The 20,447-nt window shown below is 67.0% G+C and carries 22 protein-coding genes; 12 read left to right on the top strand and 10 right to left on the bottom strand.

Annotated features, from left to right (window positions below):
• Positions 1 to 464 precede the first annotated feature (464 nt).
• Positions 465 to 2,204: an aa3-type cytochrome oxidase subunit I gene (gene ctaD / locus NS4_RS11575; RefSeq protein ID WP_084487130.1), complete on the bottom strand. Its 1,740-nt coding sequence runs from the start codon at positions 2,202 to 2,204 to the stop codon at positions 465 to 467.
• Between the two features lie 726 nt (positions 2,205 to 2,930).
• Between ctaD and NS4_RS11570 the strand changes: the two genes are divergently transcribed.
• The 4 genes from NS4_RS11570 (at position 2,931) to nrdF (ending at position 6,196) form a co-directional block, all read left to right on the top strand.
• Entirely contained in the window at positions 2,931 to 4,022 is a 1,092-nt protein-coding gene (locus tag NS4_RS11570) for an ABC transporter substrate-binding protein (RefSeq protein ID WP_084487129.1), read from the top strand.
• A gap of 299 nt (positions 4,023 to 4,321) precedes the next feature.
• Positions 4,322 to 4,711 (top strand): hypothetical protein, encoded by a 390-nt coding sequence (locus tag NS4_RS11565; protein ID WP_063059527.1) that lies wholly within the window; start codon positions 4,322 to 4,324, stop codon positions 4,709 to 4,711.
• A gap of 125 nt (positions 4,712 to 4,836) precedes the next feature.
• Complete coding sequence (locus NS4_RS11560; RefSeq protein ID WP_063059526.1) at positions 4,837 to 5,064, top strand: hypothetical protein; 228 nt, start codon at positions 4,837 to 4,839, stop codon at positions 5,062 to 5,064.
• Between the two features lie 169 nt (positions 5,065 to 5,233).
• Positions 5,234 to 6,196 (top strand): class 1b ribonucleoside-diphosphate reductase subunit beta, encoded by a 963-nt coding sequence (gene nrdF / locus NS4_RS11555; RefSeq protein ID WP_039826023.1) that lies wholly within the window; start codon positions 5,234 to 5,236, stop codon positions 6,194 to 6,196.
• Positions 6,197 to 6,293: 97 nt separating this feature from the next.
• Here nrdF and NS4_RS11550 read toward each other — a convergent pair whose 3' ends face one another.
• Both NS4_RS11550 and NS4_RS11545 read right to left on the bottom strand, forming a co-directional pair.
• Positions 6,294 to 6,710 carry a hypothetical protein gene (locus NS4_RS11550; RefSeq protein ID WP_063059525.1) on the bottom strand — a complete coding sequence of 139 codons (417 nt, stop codon included), beginning with the start codon at positions 6,708 to 6,710 and terminating at the stop codon, positions 6,294 to 6,296.
• Positions 6,707 to 7,237 carry a hypothetical protein gene (locus NS4_RS11545; RefSeq protein ID WP_157106008.1) on the bottom strand — a complete coding sequence of 177 codons (531 nt, stop codon included), beginning with the start codon at positions 7,235 to 7,237 and terminating at the stop codon, positions 6,707 to 6,709. The genes NS4_RS11550 and NS4_RS11545 overlap by 4 nt, the downstream gene beginning before the upstream one ends.
• 794 nt (positions 7,238 to 8,031) lie before the next feature.
• Between NS4_RS11545 and NS4_RS11540 the strand changes: the two genes are divergently transcribed.
• Genes NS4_RS11540 through NS4_RS11530 form a run of 3 tightly spaced genes read left to right on the top strand, consistent with a single transcriptional unit; the run spans position 8,032 to position 9,981 of the window.
• Entirely contained in the window at positions 8,032 to 8,853 is an 822-nt protein-coding gene (locus NS4_RS11540) for an SH3-like domain-containing protein (RefSeq protein ID WP_157106007.1), read from the top strand.
• Between the two features lie 30 nt (positions 8,854 to 8,883).
• Positions 8,884 to 9,606, top strand: a complete 723-nt coding sequence (gene scnC, locus NS4_RS11535) for a thiocyanate hydrolase subunit gamma (RefSeq protein ID WP_063059522.1) — start codon at positions 8,884 to 8,886, stop codon at positions 9,604 to 9,606.
• Positions 9,607 to 9,624: 18 nt separating this feature from the next.
• Positions 9,625 to 9,981: a hypothetical protein gene (locus NS4_RS11530; RefSeq protein ID WP_063059521.1), complete on the top strand. Its 357-nt coding sequence runs from the start codon at positions 9,625 to 9,627 to the stop codon at positions 9,979 to 9,981.
• A gap of 129 nt (positions 9,982 to 10,110) precedes the next feature.
• On the opposite strand, the gene NS4_RS11525 is transcribed toward NS4_RS11530, so the two are convergent.
• Positions 10,111 to 11,022: a helix-turn-helix domain-containing protein gene (locus tag NS4_RS11525; protein WP_063059520.1), complete on the bottom strand. Its 912-nt coding sequence runs from the start codon at positions 11,020 to 11,022 to the stop codon at positions 10,111 to 10,113.
• A 55-nt stretch (positions 11,023 to 11,077) separates the two neighbouring features.
• Complete coding sequence (locus NS4_RS11520; RefSeq protein WP_157106006.1) at positions 11,078 to 12,112, bottom strand: helix-turn-helix transcriptional regulator; 1,035 nt, start codon at positions 12,110 to 12,112, stop codon at positions 11,078 to 11,080.
• Between the two features lie 23 nt (positions 12,113 to 12,135).
• Here NS4_RS11520 and NS4_RS11515 point away from each other — a divergent pair, with 23 nt between their 5' ends.
• The 3 genes from NS4_RS11515 (at position 12,136) to NS4_RS11505 (ending at position 14,361) form a co-directional block, all read left to right on the top strand.
• Positions 12,136 to 12,723, top strand: a complete 588-nt coding sequence (locus NS4_RS11515; protein ID WP_169811752.1) for a TIGR03086 family metal-binding protein — start codon at positions 12,136 to 12,138, stop codon at positions 12,721 to 12,723.
• Between the two features lie 251 nt (positions 12,724 to 12,974).
• Positions 12,975 to 13,796: a mycofactocin-coupled SDR family oxidoreductase gene (locus NS4_RS11510; RefSeq protein ID WP_063059517.1), complete on the top strand. Its 822-nt coding sequence runs from the start codon at positions 12,975 to 12,977 to the stop codon at positions 13,794 to 13,796.
• 118 nt (positions 13,797 to 13,914) lie between these two features.
• A complete protein-coding gene (locus NS4_RS11505) occupies positions 13,915 to 14,361 on the top strand; it encodes a nitroreductase family deazaflavin-dependent oxidoreductase (RefSeq protein ID WP_063059516.1) in 447 nt (148 codons plus the stop codon).
• Between the two features lie 141 nt (positions 14,362 to 14,502).
• Here NS4_RS11505 and NS4_RS11500 read toward each other — a convergent pair whose 3' ends face one another.
• Positions 14,503 to 14,691 carry a DUF397 domain-containing protein gene (locus NS4_RS11500; protein ID WP_063059515.1) on the bottom strand — a complete coding sequence of 63 codons (189 nt, stop codon included), beginning with the start codon at positions 14,689 to 14,691 and terminating at the stop codon, positions 14,503 to 14,505.
• Positions 14,688 to 15,566, bottom strand: a complete 879-nt coding sequence (locus tag NS4_RS11495) for a helix-turn-helix domain-containing protein (protein WP_063059514.1) — start codon at positions 15,564 to 15,566, stop codon at positions 14,688 to 14,690. Before NS4_RS11495 ends, NS4_RS11500 begins: the two co-directional genes overlap by 4 nt.
• A gap of 155 nt (positions 15,567 to 15,721) precedes the next feature.
• Between NS4_RS11495 and NS4_RS11490 the strand changes: the two genes are divergently transcribed.
• On the top strand, positions 15,722 to 16,027 hold the full coding sequence (locus NS4_RS11490; protein ID WP_063059513.1) for a hypothetical protein: 306 nt from the start codon (positions 15,722 to 15,724) through the stop codon (positions 16,025 to 16,027).
• On the top strand, positions 16,024 to 16,602 hold the full coding sequence (locus tag NS4_RS11485) for a hypothetical protein (RefSeq protein WP_063059512.1): 579 nt from the start codon (positions 16,024 to 16,026) through the stop codon (positions 16,600 to 16,602). Before NS4_RS11490 ends, NS4_RS11485 begins: the two co-directional genes overlap by 4 nt.
• Before the next feature lie 644 nt (positions 16,603 to 17,246).
• Here the strand turns inward: NS4_RS11485 and mgtE are convergent.
• From mgtE to NS4_RS11470, 3 genes are all read right to left on the bottom strand, one after another.
• Positions 17,247 to 18,611, bottom strand: a complete 1,365-nt coding sequence (gene mgtE, locus NS4_RS11480; protein ID WP_063059511.1) for a magnesium transporter — start codon at positions 18,609 to 18,611, stop codon at positions 17,247 to 17,249.
• A 299-nt stretch (positions 18,612 to 18,910) separates the two neighbouring features.
• Positions 18,911 to 19,510 carry a hypothetical protein gene (locus tag NS4_RS11475; RefSeq protein WP_063059510.1) on the bottom strand — a complete coding sequence of 200 codons (600 nt, stop codon included), beginning with the start codon at positions 19,508 to 19,510 and terminating at the stop codon, positions 18,911 to 18,913.
• Entirely contained in the window at positions 19,507 to 20,301 is a 795-nt protein-coding gene (locus NS4_RS11470; protein ID WP_084487127.1) for a MerR family transcriptional regulator, read from the bottom strand. The genes NS4_RS11475 and NS4_RS11470 overlap by 4 nt, the downstream gene beginning before the upstream one ends.
• Positions 20,302 to 20,447: the final 146 nt, after the last annotated feature.

Here is a 20,447-nt window from a genome sequence, read left to right as displayed (position 1 = left end):
CCGCGGGGTTGAGGCCCCCTTGGTCTCGCCGTTTCGGCCTCGAGACTCGCGGCTGCGCCGCATGCGATGTGCGGTGGGCCGTCCATAGAGAGCGACCGTTGAGCACCTGCGGCCAAGGGCGAGACGGGCCTCAACCCTTGGAGGTGTCTCGTAACACTCGACGCATGGGGCTGCGCTGGTATCGGAAGGCCGGGGTGGCATGTCGACGCGGCTTGTTGGGGTGGACCCGGCCGGGGCTTCTGTGAGTGGTGCGGCTTCACGAGCATGCCCACTACTCACCTTCGCGAGCAGCCCCGCCCCATCCTCGGCAGGCCCCTCGCTCGCCTCTGAGAGCAAGCCCACCTCACGCACCCACCAACAACTTCACATCGGCCCCCGCCGACAAGATCTCCTGGAACAAGACCGACGCAGACGAGTACACCCGCCGACCGAAGCCGACGGGTGCATACGTGAAGTACCGGAGGTCAGGACTTGACCAAGGTCTCCTCGGGATGGTGCTTGGCAGCGCCGGTGAATCCGACGTGCGCTTCCTTGCGCATCCGCTCGATCATATGCGGGTAGTGCAGTTCGAAGGCGGGCCGTTCGGAGCGGATCCGCGGCAGCTCGTAGAAGTTGTGCCGCGGCGGTGGGCAGGTGGTGGCCCATTCCAGGGAGTTGCCGTAGCCCCACGGATCGTCCACCGTGACCACCTCGCCGTACCGGTAGCTCTTGAAGACGTTCCACAGGAACGGCAGCATCGAGGCGCCGAGGATGAACGCGCCGATGGTGGAGACGGTGTTCAGCGTGGTGAACCCGTCACCGGCCTGGTAGTCGGCGTAGCGGCGGGGCATACCTTCGGCGCCCAGCCAGTGCTGGACCAGGAAGGTGAGGTGGAACCCGAGGAATGTGGTCCAGAAATGCCACTTCGCGAGCCGCTCGTCCAGCATGCGGCCGGTCATCTTGGGGAACCAGAAGTAGATACCGGCGTAGGTGGCGAACACGATGGTGCCGAAGAGCACGTAGTGGAAGTGCGCGACCACGAAGTAGGAGTCGGTGACGTGGAAGTCCAGCGGCGGGCTGGCCAGGATGACACCGGACAGACCACCGAAGAGGAAGGTGACGAGGAAGCCCACCGAGAACAACATCGGTGATTCGAACGTCAGTTGCCCCTTCCACATGGTGCCGATCCAGTTGAAGAACTTCACACCGGTCGGAACCGCGATCAGGAAGGTCATGAACGAGAAGTAGGGCAGCAGCACCGCGCCGGTGGCGTACATGTGGTGCGCCCACACCGCGATCGACAGGGCCGCGATACCCAGGGTCGCGTAGACCAGGGTGGTGTAACCGAAGATCGGTTTACGGCTGAAGACCGGGAAGATCTCGGAGACGATGCCGAAGAACGGCAGCGCGATGATGTAGACCTCGGGGTGCCCGAAGAACCAGAACAGGTGCTGGTAGAGCAGGATGCCGCCGGTGCCCGGGTCGTAGATGTGGCCGCCCAGGTGGCGGTCGTAGGCCAGGCCCATCAGCGCCGCGGTCAGCAGCGGGAAGGCGAGCAGGACGAGCACGCTGGTGACGGCGATGTTCCAGGTGAAGATGGGCATCCGGAACATGGTCATACCCGGAGCGCGCAGGCAGACCACGGTCGTCAGCATGTTCACACCGCCGAGGATGGTACCCAGGCCGGAGACGGCCAGGCCCATGATCCACAGGTCGGTACCGACGCCGGGCGAATGCAGGATATCGGTGAGCGGCACGTAGGCCGTCCAGCCGAAGTCCGCGGCGCCGCCCGGGGTGATGAAGCCGGCGGTCGCCATGGTGGCGCCGAACGCGTACAGCCAGTAGCTGAAGGCGTTCAGTCGCGGGAAGGCGACGTCGGGTGCGCCGATCTGCAGCGGCAGGATGATATTGGCGAAGCCGAACACGATCGCGGTCGCGTAGAACAGCAGCATGATCGTGCCGTGCATGGTGAACAGCTGATTGAACTGCTCGGGCGAGAGGAACTGCAGACCCGGACGAGCGAGCTCACCACGCATCATGAGGGCCATCAGGCCGCCGATGAGGAAGAACGCCATCGAGGTGGTCAAGTACATGACACCCAGGACCTTGGGGTCCGTGGTGGTCACCATCTTGTAGATGAACGACCCCTTCGGCCCTGTTCGCGCCGGAAATGGCCTAGTCGCTTCCACCCCCTGCGGGACTGGCTTGGGCTCTACGGCAGTCACTGATCCTCCTGAAGGTGCCTTTAGGTCGCTCCGCAGGCTCCACTGTTTTGCCCGCCGCCCGGTGCGACCGCGCGGCCAACGGTTAGCTTGCGCTTCTGGAATCGTAAACCTTCCGCTGAAGCCGGGTCGCCCGGGTCCTACTCTCTGTCGTACTCAGGGTCGCCGGGCACTCCTTCCCGAGCGACGCCCGCCGGACACCGGTGGCGGCCGCGGGCCCCGAGTACACCGACCCGACTCCCTGTCCATGCGCCGCAGCCGCACAGAACAGACGCAACCCGCCTGAGCCGAGTCTCACGAGGCACCTCCAAGGGTCGAGGCCTCTCTCGCCGCACAGCCGCACAGCCGCACAGCCGCACAGAAAAGATGTGACCCGCATGCATCGAGTCTTACGAGACACCTCAAAGAGTCGAAGCCCATCTCGCCGTCCATGCGCCGCAGCCGCACAGCACGGACGCAACCCGCATGCGTCGAGATTTACGAGACACCTCAAAGAGTCGAAGCCCGTCTCGCCGTCCATGCGCCGCAGCCGCACAGCACGGACGCAACCCGCATGCGTCGAGATTTACGAGACACCTCAAAGGGTTGAGGCCCGTCTCGCCGTTCAGGCCTCGAAGCGCATGCGCCGAAGGCGCGAGTCTCGAGGCCTGAACGGCGAGACCAAAGGGGGCCTCAACCCCGCGACGCCGAAGGCGGCGCCAAAAAACACCGCCGTGTACTCTTCCCGGCATGCCGGTGAGCCCCGCTGTCCACACCCCCGCCGCGCGTGAGCCCCGGATCTCCGTGCGGACCGGCCGGATCGGCCGGCTCCTGGGCGCCGTGCTCGCCTGCACCGCGCTGGCGGTGTCGGCGTGCGCGAGTCATCCCGACGATTCGGCCTCCATCATCCGCACCACGACGAATATCGCCGGTGCGGGCGTGGTCGGTATCGAACGCGACACCACGCAGGCCTGCCCGCTGCCTTCCGCGCCCGATCCGGCCGACGGGCCGACCCGCCCCGTCCGGCACGCGTCGGGTGAGTCCCGGGTCCCGGCGGACCCGCAGCGCATCGTGGTGCTGGGCACCTCCGCACTGGACGCCACCTGCGCGGTCGGCCTGTGGGAGCGGGTGGTCGGCGCGACCACGATTCCCGGCCCCGTGCCGCAGCCGGCCTATCTGGGTTACGGGGTCGTCGAGATCCCCGGCGTCGGTACCGCCGCCGACCCCGACCCGGCGCTCATCGCACAACTGGACCCCGACCTGATCATCGGTGAGACCCCCGCCGGCCGGGCCGACTACGCGGCGCTGAGCTCGATCGCCCCGACCGTGCTGGTCGGCGCGGAGCCGAACTGGGAGAAGCAGTTCCTCGCGTTCGCGGGCGCAATGGGCCGGCAGGGGGCGGGCGCGGCGGCGCTGGACGCCTATCGCGCCGAGGCCGCCGATACCGGCGCCACCATCAACGCCCGCTACGTCCAGGCCTCGATCGTGCGCTTCACCCCCGGCGGTACGGAGTATCTGGGCAACGAGACCTTCGCCGCGCAGATTCTCGCCGATACCGGTGCCACCCGGCCCACGGCGCAGCGCGATACCTCCGCGCCGATCGACGAATCCGATCCCGTGGACGCCGAGGGCGACTTGATCTATGTCCTGTTCGCGGGCCCGGACGGGCAGGAGCACGGAGAGTCGGTGATGCGCTCGCAGCCGTGGGAGGAACTCGGCGCGGTGAGCGACAAGCGCACCTTCGTCGTCGACGACGTCCTCTGGCACACCACCGGCCTCACGGCGGCGCGGGCGGTTCTCACCGATATCCGCGACACCCTCAACGCCTACGTCATGGACTGACGCTTCCCGCACGAATCCGGTATGGCCCGCGGCTTCCGGCGCGCGGTCGGCATCCCGCGCTTCGTGACGGCATGCAGCGGTTCGGACAGGCGTCGGGCCTGCCGCGCGAAGGCGGGAGTCCGGGTGTGGCCCGCGCGCCGGGTCTCGGTGACCAGCCGGGCCGGACCTCGGTACCGCGCGACGGCAGTGGTCCGGCGAGCGGCGGCGATCGGTCCACAGAGGACTCACAATGCGGCTCCAGCAATCCGCCAGACAGCGTTCCTACCGTGGTTGTCACCCCATCGGAAAGAGGTGCGCACGTGCGGAAACGAATCGAGCGGCCACAAACGGAACCGCCCCACGAATACGATCTCGGGCTCGTCCACGATATGTCGGTGATGCTGTCCCGGCGGCGCGCGCTGTGGATCATGGACGCGGTCGGGACCACGTCCGTGGTCGCGGCCCGCTCGTCCGGTACGGGCGCCACCGGCAGTTCGGCACCGGCCGCCGCCGCGAGCACCACCGCGGTCGCCGCGGCCCCGCGGGAGACGGCCGGCCCCTACCCCGGCGACGGCTCCGACGGGCCGAACCCACCCGCGGGCGGCGCGGGCCCCGGCGGTGCTCCGCCCGCGGGCCCACATCCCGGCGGGGGAACGTCCTCCGGCAACGGACCCGGCGCAGAGCCGCGCGACGGCACTCCGGCCGGCTGATCGGGAAGCGCTATTCGCCGACCGGTCCCGTCCGGCGGCCGAGCCACCGGTCCGCAACCGGACGTCAATCGTTCCGAGACCCTGTTTCCGCAGGTGAGCGCCACTAACCGGCGTACCGTCGAACTATGGGCGGCAACACTGAGGGTGATCGCTCACTCGCGAGCCGGCTGAGTATCGGGATCGTCATAGGATTGGCGATCGGGATCCCGCTCGGCTTGGTGGTGCTGAACAATGTGGCGCTCGGAGTCGGGTTGGGTATCGGCTTCGGGCTGGCCTTCGGTCTCGCCATGTCGCCGTCGTCCTCGGGCGACAACGGATCCGACGGCCACCACAAACCGCCGACCGACGACTGAAGTACGCTCGGCGCTTGCGGTCCACGCGCGCCGAAACCTCCCGCTTCCTAGCGCATTCGGCGTGCGAAACACAAGTTGTGGTGGCGCTCGGTGATTCGACCCCCAAGGGGTAGTGTTACGGCACGCGCAGGGAAGTCGTCGGATTCGTTGGGAAGGGTGTGGAAGCAGCATGAAGCTCATCGATCGGGTTTCGGCCATCAACTGGAATCGGGTACCCGATGAGAAGGACGCCGAGGTCTGGGATCGGCTCACCGGTAACTTCTGGCTGCCCGAGAAGGTCCCGGTGTCCAATGACATCCCCTCCTGGAACACCCTCACCGCCGACGAGAAACAACTCACCATGCGGGTGTTCACCGGCCTCACTCTGCTGGACACCATCCAGGGCACCGTCGGCGCGGTCAGCCTGATCCCCGACGCGCTGACCCCGCACGAAGAAGCGGTACTCACCAACATCGCGTTCATGGAGTCGGTGCACGCCAAGAGCTACAGCTCGATCTTCTCCACCCTGTGCTCGACCCGCGAGATCGACGACGCCTTCCGGTGGTCGGAGGAGAACCGCAACCTGCAGCGCAAAGCCGAGATCGTCCTCGAGTACTACCGCGGCGACGACCCGCTCAAGCGCAAGGTCGCCTCCACCCTGCTGGAGAGCTTCCTGTTCTATTCCGGCTTCTACCTGCCGATGCACTGGTCCTCACGCGCCAAGCTCACCAACACCGCCGATATGATCCGCCTGATCATCCGTGACGAGGCGGTGCACGGCTACTACATCGGCTACAAGTACCAGCGCGGACTCGAGCAGGTCACCCAGGCCGAACGCGACGACCTGAAGAACTACACCTTCGAGCTGCTGTTCGAGCTCTACGACAACGAGGTCGACTACACCCAGGACCTCTACGACGAGGTCGGCCTGACCGAGGACGTCAAGAAGTTCCTCCGCTACAACGCCAACAAAGCCCTGATGAACCTGGGCTACGAGGGCCTGTTCCCGAAGGACGAGACCGAGGTCAACCCGGCCATTCTGTCGGCCCTGTCCCCCAATGCCGACGAGAACCACGACTTCTTCTCGGGTTCGGGCTCCAGCTATGTCATCGGCAAGGCGGTCAATACCGAAGACGAGGACTGGGAGTTCTGACCTGTGGTCGAGCGCCGGCCACGCCGGACGGCTCAGCGAACCGAACCGGTATCCGTGTCGAGCCGTCGCATCTTCTCGGGTGACCGACGAACGCTTTTCACAGTCCGAGTTCGGCGAGCAATTCCTCGATGCGGGTGGCGACGGTGACCCAGCGTCCGGACTCCGGGGAGGCATACAGCACCCGTGGCTCGGTCATGGATGTCCGGTAGTCCAGGGCGAAGGGCATGTCGTACCCGAGGTCGCCGATGAGGACCGAAAGCTCCGGGTCGATATCCCCCGGCGGGGTCGACTCGTCCGGGGTCCCGCACAGCCGGGGACTGCGCGCGGCGAGTGCCGGCCATTTGCTGTTCTCGAATTGCATGTACTCGAATGTGTAGAAGTTGGGCTCTTCCGGTCTTTCGGTGAATACGCGCTCGAGCGCCGCCGCATCCGCCGGGACAATCCACCGCTGCTCCGTGATCGCCGCGGACAGCGCGGCCGGCAACGGCAATCCATTGATCGTCATCTCGTTCATACGTCGGACTCCACTTTCCGGCCGGTTGCTTCACGTAGCGCTTTCATCACTGCCGGCCGCATGCGCTCCGGCACCTTGGAACCTTCGAAGCTCGGATTCTCGCCGTTGACAGACCCGGAAGTCCAACGGCAACCCAGTGAACCGTCGCTACGGAGCAGGGCGACGAATCCGAGATTCTCCCCTCGACGCGCGCCGGTGAGATCGCAGAGTATGTCTTCGACATCACCGTGCCCGCCGTACCTGGACACGAGATTGGCCGGGCGTCCGTCGCTGTCGAGCCTTCGCGCGTCACCGCTCGGATAGGCGAGGATTCTGCCCGTCGGTGGGTTGTACACGCCGCTGAAGCCGGTCCCTTCGCCGAAATTGTTCAATCTGTCCCCGCTGCCGGGCGAGAGGTTGGTCAGCGCGTTCTCGACGGCCCACGGAGGCATCGGGGTGTCCATATGGTCGGCCGCCGCAGGCGTAGCCGGGACATCCGGGTCCGGCGCCGCCTGCCCGGGCGGCTTTCCCTGCTCGGGCGCATTCACCGGTGCACTCCCCCGCACAGGAGGATCCGCGTGTCCGGGAGGGAAGGGCGGTGGCGGCGGATACGCCGGCGGAGGCGGAATCGGCGGGCCGGGCGAGGACGCGGCGACGTTCACGGGTGTTCCACTCGCCTGTTCGATGCGATTGGCGCCCTTACGGAGGACAGTCGCCACATCAGCAGGCGGCTGGGACAGCACCTCGGCCCCGGTTTTTTTCGCGCGAATGAGCCGTTCGGCCAGCCGACCGAAAAGCGAAGAAATGCTACTCACCGCGCCACCTGGACCAAAAGGGCACGTATCCCCCCCTCCACCGAGAGCATCCGCATCCTGTCTTTCGATGCGCAGTGCCCACCCCGGCATCCGACGATACGCGAATCATTGCGCGCCGACGACTCGATACGGAGCAATGCCGACAACAATGGACACCGATCAGGACTATCCCGCGGCGCAATTCCGCCGGGGCGATGACGCCGCCGCGAGCCACCGTCGTCCTTCGGCTCCACGCCCGGCGGCCGGCGGGATGTGTCATACGTGACCCACCGGCACGGGTCCGGGCGGAGCTCCTTCCGAAACCGCCCCGCGCGGGGCCCACCGCAGCCGGGGCCCACCGCACCGGACACCAGGAACCGGACCGCCCGTCTTGTCGGCACCGGCCCGATTTCGTATATCGAACCGGAGTATCGGCAGGGCGGCGCCACCGGAACCGAGTCACAGATTTGATGGTTTCGAAACCGGAGTGTCCGACCGACCCCCGTTAGGGTTGATGGCGACCAACCCACTCCAGGGAGATGGCGAACATGGCAAATTCGGTCATGGACGACTACGTCAGTCAGCTGCGCGTCGCGCTACACCAGCTCCGCGACTGGCCCTACCCCGATCAGATCGATCACGGGCTTTTCCGGGCATTCATGAAAACCCCGCACGATGTGGGCGGGGAACCGGATGCGCCGGCTGTTTTCGAAGAAAAGGAAGAGGAGGTCTGGGAGCTCAATACGTTCATCACCTGCGAGGTGCTGGGCTGGCGGGGCATCTGGACTTCCGAGGAACGCCGCAGGCTGGGAAATGTCGACGTCGGACGTATGCAGTATCTCGGTTTTCCCTACTACGGCCGCTGGGTGCTGGCCGTCGCTCGCTGCCTCATCGACAAACGGCATATCACGCTGCGTGAACTGCTCGAACGAAGCCATGAGGTCCGGGAGCGCAGCGCGGGCGGCTCCGGCCCCTTGGAGGCCGCGCCCCGCAGCACCGGAGAAGGTACCGAGGTGGCGCGCAATATTCATCACCGTGACGCAGTCGGCCAAGGCGATCCCCAATGTTTTGCCGGGCAGGCGGACACTCCCCGATTCGGGGTCGGCGACCGGGTACTGGTGCGTGACCTTCCGACCATCTTCTACACCCGCACCCAGGAGTATTTGCGCGGCAAACCGGGAACGGTCGTCAAAGTGTCCTATGAGAGCCCGATACCGGAGGACGAGGCGTTCGACCGTGAGGACCGGCGCCCGGAATGGTTCTACATCGTGCGCTTCGATATGACAGATCTGTGGGATCCGTACCAGGGGCCCCCCGGCGACACCTTGCAGGCGGAAATATCGGAGCCCTGGCTCCAGGCGATCTCCTAGACCGGGTTACACCTCAGCGAGAGGAACGCGATGAGCGGGATATCGAACGAAGGCGAGGACACCGAAGCTCCCCGGCACGCCGCGCCGATGGTGGAGGAGGTCACCGATTTCGAGGTGCTCGAGATCGCACTCCGCGAGCTCGCGATCGAGAAGGGGCTGTTCACCGCCGAGGACCACCGCCGCTACACCGAGTATTTCGAGCAACTCGGCCCGGCGCCGGGTGCCCGGTTCGTCGCCAAGGCGTGGTCCGACCCAGATTTCAAGCAGCTCGCCTTGGATGACGCCGTCACGGCATGCCATGAGGTCGGTATCGATTGGCTGAAACCGACCGGCTTCGGAACGCCCAGCGATTTCACCGCGCTGCACGTACTCGAGGACACGCCGACCCTGCATCACGTGATCTGCTGCAGCCTGTGTTCCTGCTATCCCCGGCCGCTGCTCGGCAATTCGCCCGAGTGGTATCGGACGCCGAACTACCGCCGCCGGCTCGTCCGCTGGCCGCGCCAGGTTCTCGCCGAATTCGGCCTCTACCTCACCGAAGACGTCCGGATCCGAGTCGAGGACTCCAATTCCAAGCATCGGTTCATGGTGCTGCCGGTACGCCCGGACGGCACGGAAGGATGGACCGAGGAGCAGCTCACGCAGATCGTGACGCGTGACTGCTTGATCGGTGTCGCCCTTCCCAAGCCCGGACGAACCGCGGACGTGGAACGCCCTGTGCACACCGCGGTGCACCCGGCGCAGAACTATTGACCGACCGGAGGACAACAGATGCCAGTGGACAACGACGTCACGCGGGTCAGAGTGCAGTTGCTGGAAGAGATGATCGCCCGGGGGCAGGTGTGGTCACGGATGGCCGGCAAATACGGCGTCGAGAATCCGTCTCCACCGTGGAAATCGAGTCTGGACGGGATATGCGACGCCCTCGACCGAGAAGGAGCGGCGCTACCGCTGCTCGCTCGGCGGGACGAGGAGGACCGTCTCACCGGGGAGGTCTATCCGGCGCTGCCCTTTCCGGAGAATCAGCTCGTCGCACTGGCGCATTCGTTGATCGCCCGGAGGATCATCGACGAGGCCGAGTTGGCCGACCATATCGAGAAGGTTCGGGCCAGGCTCGAAGCGGAATGAACCGGCGGACGCCACCGAGGCGGAGACGGAGGCGCGCCGCGCCCGCGCGTGGATTCGGCGATCTCATGGTGGCCTGTGGCAGAAGGCGTCTCCGGTGCGGCGCGGGTGGCGCCGCACCGGAGACGCGGATCAGGCGTGGGCGCGCAGCGCCTCGATGAACCACTCCCAGGCCGGTACCAGGGGTTCCCGGCGCGGCCAGCCGTTGAGGATGCCCAGCAGTTCCCAGTACCGTTCGACCCGGCGGTCGGTGAACACCTCCGTCCGATCGGCCAGCCGCCGGCGTTCCGCCGCAGGCAGACCGGCGTCGACGATCTGTTCCAGCACCTCTCTGCCACGGCCGGATCCGGGCGCTACGCCTTCGGCGAGCGCGCGCAGGGCATGCTCGGACACCCGGCCCGGGTCGACCGCGGTCTCGGGTCCGGCGTCGCCGGTCGCGCCGGTCACCGCCATCCGGCGGCAGCGCGCCTGGAAGTCGACGTCAGTGACCAGTTCGGCCAATTCGATCCAGGCATCCACCTGTTCCGGGCTCGGGTCGTCGGGGAGTTCGGCAGGCAGCATCCGCATCCCGTGCGCGATATCCGCTCCCGGCGCATCGTCGGCTATCCCGTCGAACATGGCGTCCACGAAGTCGTCGATCAGCCGTTGGCGTTCGGCAGCGGACAGTTCGGCCATCTTGTGCATAATTCTCATCTCCTCGGTCGTGCTTCCCCGATGAGCGACCGAACGCAGCACCGCGCGCCGGATTCGCAGGGTGCGGATCTCGGCGTCCAAGGCGCGGGCATGCGATGCGGCGACCTCGGCCACGGTGGCCTGCCGCCGCAACACCTTCTGCACAGTCGGTAGGTCCAGACCCAGTTCGCGCAGCGTACGCACCAGGTCGAGCCGGGCCACCGCCTCGGTGTCGTAGAGCCGGTAGCCCGACGGCGACCGGACGGTCGCCGGCACGACTCCGGAGTCCGACCAGAACCGGATGGTCCGCACCGAAAGTCCGGTGCGGCGTGCCAACTCACCGATGGTGAACAGTGCATCGTGGTCACTCACGGGAACCAGCCTGAACCTTCCAGTAGATGGAGAGTCAACGACATTTTTGCCCGCATCACAGAAGTTCCGCTTCGGCCGGATCCGACCGCCGCGACGCCGCCCGGTGGTGCTCGCTCGCGGCCTGCGCGATCGCGATGATCCGATCCCGCAACTGCGCCGGGGCCAGGACATCGACCTCGGCACCGAAACCCACCAGCATGGCCGCGGCCCCTTCCACACTGCGTACCCGCAGTCGGTGCGCATCCGGCTCGTCGGGGACGGGTTCGGGGTCGCCGAGCGCGGTCACCGCCAGCGACCGCAACACCAGCGGTAATCGCGGCCGGTGCACGCGCAGCACGATCTCGGTGGCGGGCGCCCCACGGAAGTCGTCGCGCATCTGCCGCCACACCTGGTGTAGATCGAGATCCGGCGGACGCCGGGCGGGCTCACCGAGCCGGCGTACGGCACTGATCCGGGAGACCCGGTAGCTGCGCGGCCGGCCGCGATGGGCGGCGACGAGATACCAGGTCGTGCCGACTTGGAGCAGCCCCCATGGATCGACGGTCCGGTCGCCCGGAGCATCGGCCTTTCTCGACTGGTAGCGGATCCGGATCCGCTCATCGTCGAGCACCGCGGCCTGCACCGCGGCCAGGGCGTCCAGCACCGCCGGGTCGCGGTGCCATCCGCCGGTGTCGAGGACGATCCGATCCCGCACATGCGTGACCAGGCGGTGCTGATCGTCGGGAAGAGCGGTGGACAGCTTGTGCAGGGCACGACAGAACGAGTTCCCCAGGCCGAGCGCCTCGGCCGTACCCCGCCCGCCCGCGACGAAGAGCGCCCGCGCCTCTTCGGCGGTGAGTTGCTCGGCGTCCGGTTCGAACCCGGGCACCAGCGCGAATCCACCACCGCGGCCGCGTTCGGCGTACACCGGGATCCCGGCGGCGGACAGCGACTCCATATCGCGCAGCACCGTCCGTTTGGTGACTTCGAGGCGTTGGGCCAGTTCGGCGGCACTCATCCGCCCGTACCGCCGTAGCAGTTGAACGATCTGGAGCAACCGGTCCGCGCGCACTTCTTCAGAATCCCACGAAAAGGTGACACCAGATGTCACCTTGTATGCCCGAGACTACTCCCATGACCCAGATACCGGATTTCCGATCGGACCTCGCCGCCGCGCAGGAGTGGGTGGCCGGTCTCATGGCCGCGGTCCGCCCCGACCAGTGGAACGCCCCCACCCCCTGCCCGGACTTCGATGTCCGCGCGCTGCTCGAGCACCTCTCCTGTCACCCGGCCAAATTGGTGGCGACCGCTACCGGCGCCGACCCGCGCCTGCTCCCCGCCCGAGCCGATATCGATGGGAACCGGCCCGGGGAGGACTACCTGAAACGGTCGAGCGCCGCTCTCGACCGGTGGTCCGACGACGCGCTGCTGACCCGCACGCTCATCGCGCCCTGGGGCGAGGCCCCCGGCGGGCTCGCCGTCGGCGGGTACCTCATGGAAACCGTCGCGCACGGCTGGGACCTGGCCGTATCAATCGGCCGGCCCGCCGAAGCCGATCCGGCACTCGTGGCCAAGGCGCAGGCCATCGCCGAGCGGGCGCTGAGCGACGCCTTCCGCGGCCCCGGCTCACCGTTCGGCCCGCGCGTCGAGCCGCCCGCCGCGGCCGGGCCGACGGAACGCCTGGCCGCCTTCCTCGGACGCAGCCGGCCCGAAAGCCGCTGACCGTTGAGCGCACCCGCCGCGCCGTGTCGTCGATCGGTGCGGCGGGCCGGTCGGCCTACAGATCGAGGACCATTCCGAATTCGGGCCGGGTATCGCCGCCGAGGACGATCCCCCGGACACATCTACCGGTCGTTCGGGGTGCGTCCGACGTCGGTAGCGCTGGACATGACGGGGTGGCGGCGGCCCGAACCGGCCCGTAACGCGGACCGGCAATGTGAGGATGGGTGCGAGGAGCCGAGGAGGGAGCAAGCATGGGGAAGTTGGACGGACAGGTCGCTGTCGTCACCGGCGGCGCGCGGGGACAAGGCCGTTCGCATGCGGTGGCACTGGCCGCGGCCGGCGCCGATATCGTGCTGTGCGATATCGCCGCGCCGATCGCGAGCGTGCCCTACGCGCTCGGTTCCGAAGACGACCTCGCCGAAACGGTGAAACTCGTCGGCGACACCGGCCGCCGCTGCGTCCCGGTCACCGCCGATGTTCGTGATCAGGAACAGCTCTACGCCGTCGCCGACCGCGCCCTCGACGAATTCGGCCGGATCGACATCCTGCTGGCCAACGCGGGCATCGCATCCAACGCCCTGATCGCCGAAATGTCCGAACAGACCTGGCAGGACATGATCGACGTCAACCTGACCGGCGTCTACCACAGCTTCCGTGCCGTAGTCCCGCATATGATCGAGCGCGGCTCCGGTCGCATCGTCGCCACCGCCTCCATCGTCGCCCGCATGGGCGCCCGCAGATCCGGCCACTACGCCGCCGCGAAATGGGGTGTGGTCGGCCTGGTGAAATCACTGGCCGAAGAGGTCGCCGAACACGGCATCACCGTGAACGCGGTACTGCCCTCGGGAGTGCAGACCGACATGATCATGAACCCCGCCACCTACCGCGAACTGATGCCCGACCACGAGAACCCCACCCGCGAGGACGCCATGGCGATGTTCGAGGCCGGGGGCGGGCTGATCCAGCCGGAGGAGGTCTCCGAATTGATCCTGCTACTGGTCTCCGACTCCGGCGGCCGCTACAACGGTGAAGCCCTCACCATCTCCGGCGGCCTGAGCACCCACACGATCTGACCCACTCTCCCCGGCTTCCGAGCAGCTGCACGCCGCGGCAGGGAGCCGGCGCCGGACGGCTCGTCGTCACCGGGAAGGTGACGTGCTCATCGAACCACGGGTACAAAGAGGTGTGCGAATGGCAGATGACAACCGTGTCCAGATCCCCCGCTGGCTGAAGCCGATGAATCAATTGATGGTCGCCGTCGGCCGGGTCGGAGTTTCCCTACCCGTGACTCTGCTCACGGTGCCCGGGCGGACCTCGGGAAAGCCACGCACCACACCGGTGACCCCGTTCGAATTCAACGGCGCCGAATACGTTCTGGGTGGTATTCCCGGTGCCGATTGGGTGAAGAATGTGCAGGCCGCGGAGACCGTCGAATTGAAGACGAAACGGAAGACGCGGACCGTGCGCCTGGTAGAGGTTCCGGCGGTGGAGAGCGAGCCGGTGCTCCGGGAGTTCCCGCGACTCGTACCCACCGGCGTACCGGTCATGATCAAATCCGGGGTGGTGACCGGCGACGACCCCGATGAGTTCGCCGCCCTGGCGGGCCGCTGTGTGTTGTTCCGGATCGAGAACATCTGACAACGTCGCACGACTATTCCGCGGTGCCACACCACGAGCCGTTAGCCACCGATGCGAGGTGGGCGCACGCGTACAAGCACACTGCCAGGTGCGCTCATGTCGACGCCCGGTTCCCGGCATCCTGAGACGCCGGGGATCATTTCAGGCTCCACTCATGCGGGCAATGAAGGCATCCCAGTCCTCCGGTGCGAAGTCCAGCGCGGGACCGGCCGGGTTCTTGGAATCCCGCACGCCGACCCGCCCCGAGCCCAGCCAAGCGACTTCGACACAGTCACCCTGGGTCCCGCTATGGGAGGACTTGAACCACTCATCCCCGGCATACCCGATCATGATTGCTCGTATCTCCTTGCTATTTTCCGGATTCGGTCCCGCGAGACGACTTCGTCATACGTTGCGGACCGAATCGTTTCGTACAGGGACCGAAATCGATCCACATCAACGGTGTCCTCGAAAGTCATCGAGCCGATCGCACCCTCGGAGTGGACTACGGACGGCTCGGTATCCGGAAAGTCAAGGACGATAAATGGCGGAACGACGTGGCCGGTGGGAAGACCGGCCTCGAATGGGACCACCCGGATCGCAATGTTCTCCTGGGTGCTCACATCGGCAATGCAGCGGCACTGAGCAGCCATCTTCGGTTTGGACCCGACCACCGTGTGCAGCACACTCTCGTGCAATATGAACTCGAGTCGAGCCTTCCAACGCCGCTGCATGATTCGAGTACGACGCTGCATGCGCATTTCGACCCAGCTGTCGACCTCCGAATCCGGATCGTCCGGTGCGGACGCCCGATAGACGGCTCTGGCATAGTCCGCAGTCTGGAGCAGGCCGGGGATAACAAGTGGTTGGAAGAACCGGAATTCTATTGCATAGGACTCCAGTTCGAGGTAGGAGCTGAATCCTTCGTGCAGGAAATGTCGATAGTGCTGCCACCAGACCTTGGTATTCGATTCCGCGGCAATGGCCATCAGATACTGAGTGCGGTCTTCCGGCAGATCGAAGTAACGGCAGAGGTATTCGACCTCCCGGACCTTGATCCGCTCGTACTGTCCCAGCTCGATCCGGCTCAAGGTCGCCCGGCTGAACTCGGTCTCCCGGGCCACCTGTTCCAGCGTCGAACCGCGTGCGTGGCGCGCGTCGCGCAACGCTCTCCCCAGTTGCCGCCGCGGCAGTGTGGTGCCGCTGAGATCCGCCTTGCTCGGCATCGTGCCTCCCCTGTTTCTCAACGAATCGCCCGGCGTTTCTCAGTACGAGAACAATCGTAGGCAGGCACCGGGAAACGTGCTGCGACTTCCGATCGATCCCGTGACGGCCTCGCGCCGACCTACGCCGGGTCTGTGACCTGCAGCAACATAGTCGCATGTCCGAGAGATACGGAAGTCGTTGTCGCAAAGACGCTTTCCCCGCGTCCTTCGGCACCGCCGAGACGCACGCACCGACGCACCACACCGAATGCGACGGCCGGCTGGCCGCGTGGCGGCTCGATCGCGGGGCGATCCAGATCCTGGAGGTGCGCAATACGGCGGGCGCGGCCGTACCGCTGCCCGCCCGCGCCTGCGCCGACCTCGCGGATATGCGGGAACGGTTCCCCGAATACACCCGCCTGTGGGATGCGATCCGCCACCAGTTCTGGACACATACCGTCGCGAGGGGACTGCTCGGATGAGCGCTATCCGCTACCCCGACGACGAGTCGGTCGCCGAGATCACCGCGCACTTCCTGCCGACCGTACCCGCCGGATCGCTGCCCGTACTGTTCGGATTCCGCTTCGACGGCGCGACGATCCACGCCGAATGCGCCGAGGTCGATCCGAGCCGAGGCGCCACGGATCCGAATCCGATCCATGTGGCGGCCGCCCGGGTGCGCGCCGCCCTCGGCCCCGGCATGTTCGGACTCGGTTTCGTCTTCCTCGTCTTCGCCGACCAACTGGATGCCCGTGCCGCCGCCCGGCATATCCCGGCACCTGTCCGTACCGCCGCCGCGCGACTGCCCGCCGGGGCGGATGTCCTCGCCGCCGCCACCATCGATGCCACCGGCCGTCAATGGTGGGCGGTCCGCCCCCGCCACTGCGGCACCGACCCGATACTCCTGCGATACCCCGCTGTCGCACCCCGGGATTGGCGCCTACCCGAATCCATCGACGCGTCCCTGTGGACCGCCGCTCTCGCCCTCGACGACGCCAACCATCCGCATCTGCTGACGCTGCGGATCACGAACCCGCGCGAACGGACCGGGCTATGAGCGCAACCCACCTCCGCCTGCACCGAAGCCCACGCTCACCAGGCCTCGGCGCGCTCCTGCGCAAACCGGCCCCAGGCCAGATCCGGTCGGCTGCCGAAATGGCGGGTGAACTCGGCCGGGGTGGCCGGACGCACCGTGACCTGGGTTCCGCGCCGCCGACCGATCTCCTCGTCATGCCAGAACTGGGTCCAATGCTTGTTGACCCACCCGGCATCCAGCGGCCGTCGTCTGTGGTGGTGACGGGGGCAGCGCCACCTGCGGCGGAGCCGGGTTCTTCCTGGGGCGGCTCACGCCGGCGACCGCCTACCGTGACAGAGATTTCGGAGTGTGGCCCGACTCGAATCACCGAACTGCTCATCCGGCCGGTCACCGAGTTGGTTTGAGGGTTGCCCACGCACTCACCGCTTCAGCGAGCCGCGTCACCCTGTCCGATGAGCCCATACCCACCCGCGTCCGCCGGGCGTCAGAGCGCCGCCAGCTGGCGATACTACGCTTATTCGCCGCAGATTCTGCGGCGAATAGGCCTTCGATTCTCCGCACGAGCCTCGACCGCGCCGCCGACGAACAAGCACACCGCGAACCATCACTCCCATGGCACAGGCCGGGCCGCGCCGAGCGCCGAACTCGACCCGACGCTGCCCCGCTCAGATTCCCAGCACCAGTTTCGCGGTGGTGAAGTAGATGATCAGCCCGGTCGCGTCGACCAGCGTCGTGACCATGGGCGCCGACACCACCGCCGGGTCGATCCGCAGCCGTTTGGCCAGCAACGGCATGGTGCCGCCGATCGTGGCGGCCCAGGCACAGATGAGCACCAGCGTGACCCCGACGACCACCGCGACCCGGGGGCCGACGAACAGTCCGCCGATGATCACACCGACCACGGCGAGCATGGTCCCGAGGACCAGGCCCACCCGGCACTCCCGCCAGATGACCTTGAACAGGTCACTGCCGCGCACCTCGCCGACCGCGACCGCACGCACACACGCTGTCGCGGCCTGGGCTCCTGCATTGCCGCCGGCTCCGATGAGCAGCGGAATGAACAGCGCCAGCTGCGCGGCCTGTTCGAGGGTGGCCTCGAAGAAACCGGTCACACTCACGGTCAGTGTGGCCGCGACCAGCAGCAGCATCAGCCACAGCGCCCGGTAACGGGCGAGCTGGAACACCCCGGCGGCCATGTAGTGGCCTTCCCAGGGTGCCGAACCGGCCTGTTTGGCGACGTCCTCGCTGTCGGCGGCCTCGATGACCTCGACTGCGTCGTCGATGGTGAGCAGTCCGACGAGCCGGTCCTCGCTGTCCACCACGGGAAGGTTGATGTCGTTGGTCTCGCGCATGAGCCGCGCGGCCTTCTCTGCCGAATCGGTGGCGCGGACGAACGCCGGTTCGGTGACAACGAGATCGGCGACCATGGTGTCGGGGCCGGTGAGCACGAGTTCGCGCAGCTCCACGATGCCCTGCAGGCGGCGGCCCGCGTCGACCACGGGCAGGGTGTAGACCGTTTCGGCGTTACCGCCCTTGAGCCGGACCGTGCGCAGGGCGTCGGCGACGGTGAGGGTGCCGGGGATGGCGACGACCTCGGGCGTCATGTACCGGCCGACCGACCCCTCGGGGTAGCCGAGCAGCGCGGCGGTCATCCGGCGTTCGCGGGGGCTCAGCCCGGCGAGGGCTTTCTTCGCCACCTTCGCCGGCGCCTCGCGCAGCATGCGGGCCCGGTCGTCGGGCGCCATACCCTCGACGAGTTCGCGAAAACTCTTCTCCCGCAAACCCTGCAGGATCTGCTGCTGGTCGACGGGTTCGAGTTCCTCGAACACCGCCAGCGCCAGGTCCTTGTCCAGCAAACGGAACGCGACCCCGGCCTCGACGGCATTCATCCGGGCGAGTTCGTCGGCGATGACGTGCGGCGGATGATTGTCCAGCCAGTGCAGCGCGGCATCGACGCGGTGGCTCTCGACCACGTCCTGGAGGGATTCCGACAGCGTCGTCGGCACTTCGATGAGATCGGTCTGCGACATGAGAAGTCCTCGGCACAGCAGTGAGTTGCGAGTGATTTCGAAGGAAAGTCACACCGCGAGGCGCCGAGCCGGGCCGCTCCGCCGACAGTTACTGCAAGCGGAAACGCGGGCGGACGACGCCGCGCGGCCTTCGACTGGGAGGTTCGCTGCGCATTGCAACACCACCTCCTCTTAGGTCGCCGCCGCGCGCGTGGGTACACGCCCGATCCGGAAAACAGTCTATGAATGCGAACGCATTCTTGATCAGAATACATCCTGACCACGGGAAGTCCGCATCGAAAGGTTCGTCACACGGCGTTTCACACTCCCGGGCGTGTCCGAACGCCGGAAAGTTGCTCAGGATCGTCGAGAAACAGGCTGATCCGGGTCACCGCGGCGGAGATCCGGCCGCTGGGCAGCGGTGAGTCCACGCGGATATCGACCGGCTCGAAAAGCGTCATATCGACGGTGGTGCCGTCCGGTCCGGCGAGGAACAGGCGGTCGCCGTCGAGGGCTGTTCCGGTGTGGTTGTAGCGGCGATGTGCGGCGACGGCCGCGATCCGGTCGAACGCGATGGTCGCGATCTCACGGCCGCCGCGGCGCAGCACCAGCGCCCGGTCGGTGGCGTAGTGCGGGTAGGCGATATCCGCGACGAACATCGCGAACAGCAGCAGCAACGACCACAGCGACAGCACGCCCAGCAGAACACTCAACCATGCCCACGGGATCAGGATGTGCAGCACCGTCATCTCCAGCAAGGTCGCCGCCAGAAAGGCCAGTGGCATCGCCAGCGCGCCCTGCGTACCGGCCAACGGCGCGCGTTCTCGGCCGTCGCAATCGGTGCGCCGGCGCATCCACAACCAGACCGCGCGGTAGGCCCGGCCCTGGTTCCGCAGGAACCTGGTTGTGCGCCCGGTCATGGTCGATCGTCCGCGCCGGTGAGCAGTTCGATCGCCCGCAGTACCGCCCGGCGCTGGGCTGGATCGGGCACGAGTGCCGGCAGCGACAGATCGGGCGCGCCGGTGCCACCGTGAGCTACGGAAGCCCGCAGTGATTCGAAGTCGGCGGCACGCAGTCCGACGACGAGCTCATGCGCCACCTGTTCGATCAACTCCCCGGCCTGTTCCACCGCCCGGCCGCTCAACCGCTCCCAGCCGCGCAGCATCCGGCGGTAGCTCTCCCTGGCCGAGGTATCGGAGAACGCGCGCGCGAACCAGCCGAACATCTCGTCCGGGGTGTCGCCGGAGATGGCGATGATCTCCAGCAGATCCCGCTCCCGGTCGAGTGCGGCGCGTTCCAGGTCGTCGGCTCGCTCGCGGGCGGCGTCGAGCGCGTCGGCGAGTTCCGCGGGTAGCGCGGTGAGCGTCCGGCCCGCGTCGACGGCGGCCAGCATCCGGCCGAGCCCTTCCTTCTTGCGGACGAGCTGGGCGATGCGGTGGGAGATCTCGTCGTGCAGGGCCGCCAGATCGGCCCGGAGATCATCGGTATCCGATGCGCCGCGCTCGGCCTCGAGCACGGCGGCCACCGCGCCCAGCGGCAACCCGTTGTCGGCGAGCCAGCGGATACGCATGAGTCGCGCCAGCTCCGCCAGTCCGTAGTCGCGGTAGCCGTTGTCGGGGCGGACCGGTTCGGGAAGCAGGCCGAGCCGGTGATAGTGACGGACGGCGCGGGGAGTCGTTCCGGCGGCCGCAGCCATTTCGCTGATCCTCATGGCACCAGCTTCCGGTGTGACGCTACGTCGCAGTCAAGCACCGGAATCGGGACCGAACGCCCTCTGCGCGCGGATTTTCTGCGTAGGCGATGCCGCATCCGCCGGCGATTCGACGCGGGCAGCGTACAAACGTTGCCCGGTTGCCG

This window comes from Nocardia sienata NBRC 100364, from assembly GCF_001613205.1.
In the GTDB taxonomy this organism is placed as follows: domain Bacteria; phylum Actinomycetota; class Actinomycetes; order Mycobacteriales; family Mycobacteriaceae; genus Nocardia; species Nocardia sienata.
The sequence above is the reverse complement of the archived record's forward strand: the minus strand, read 5'-3'. Positions and strand labels throughout refer to the sequence as shown.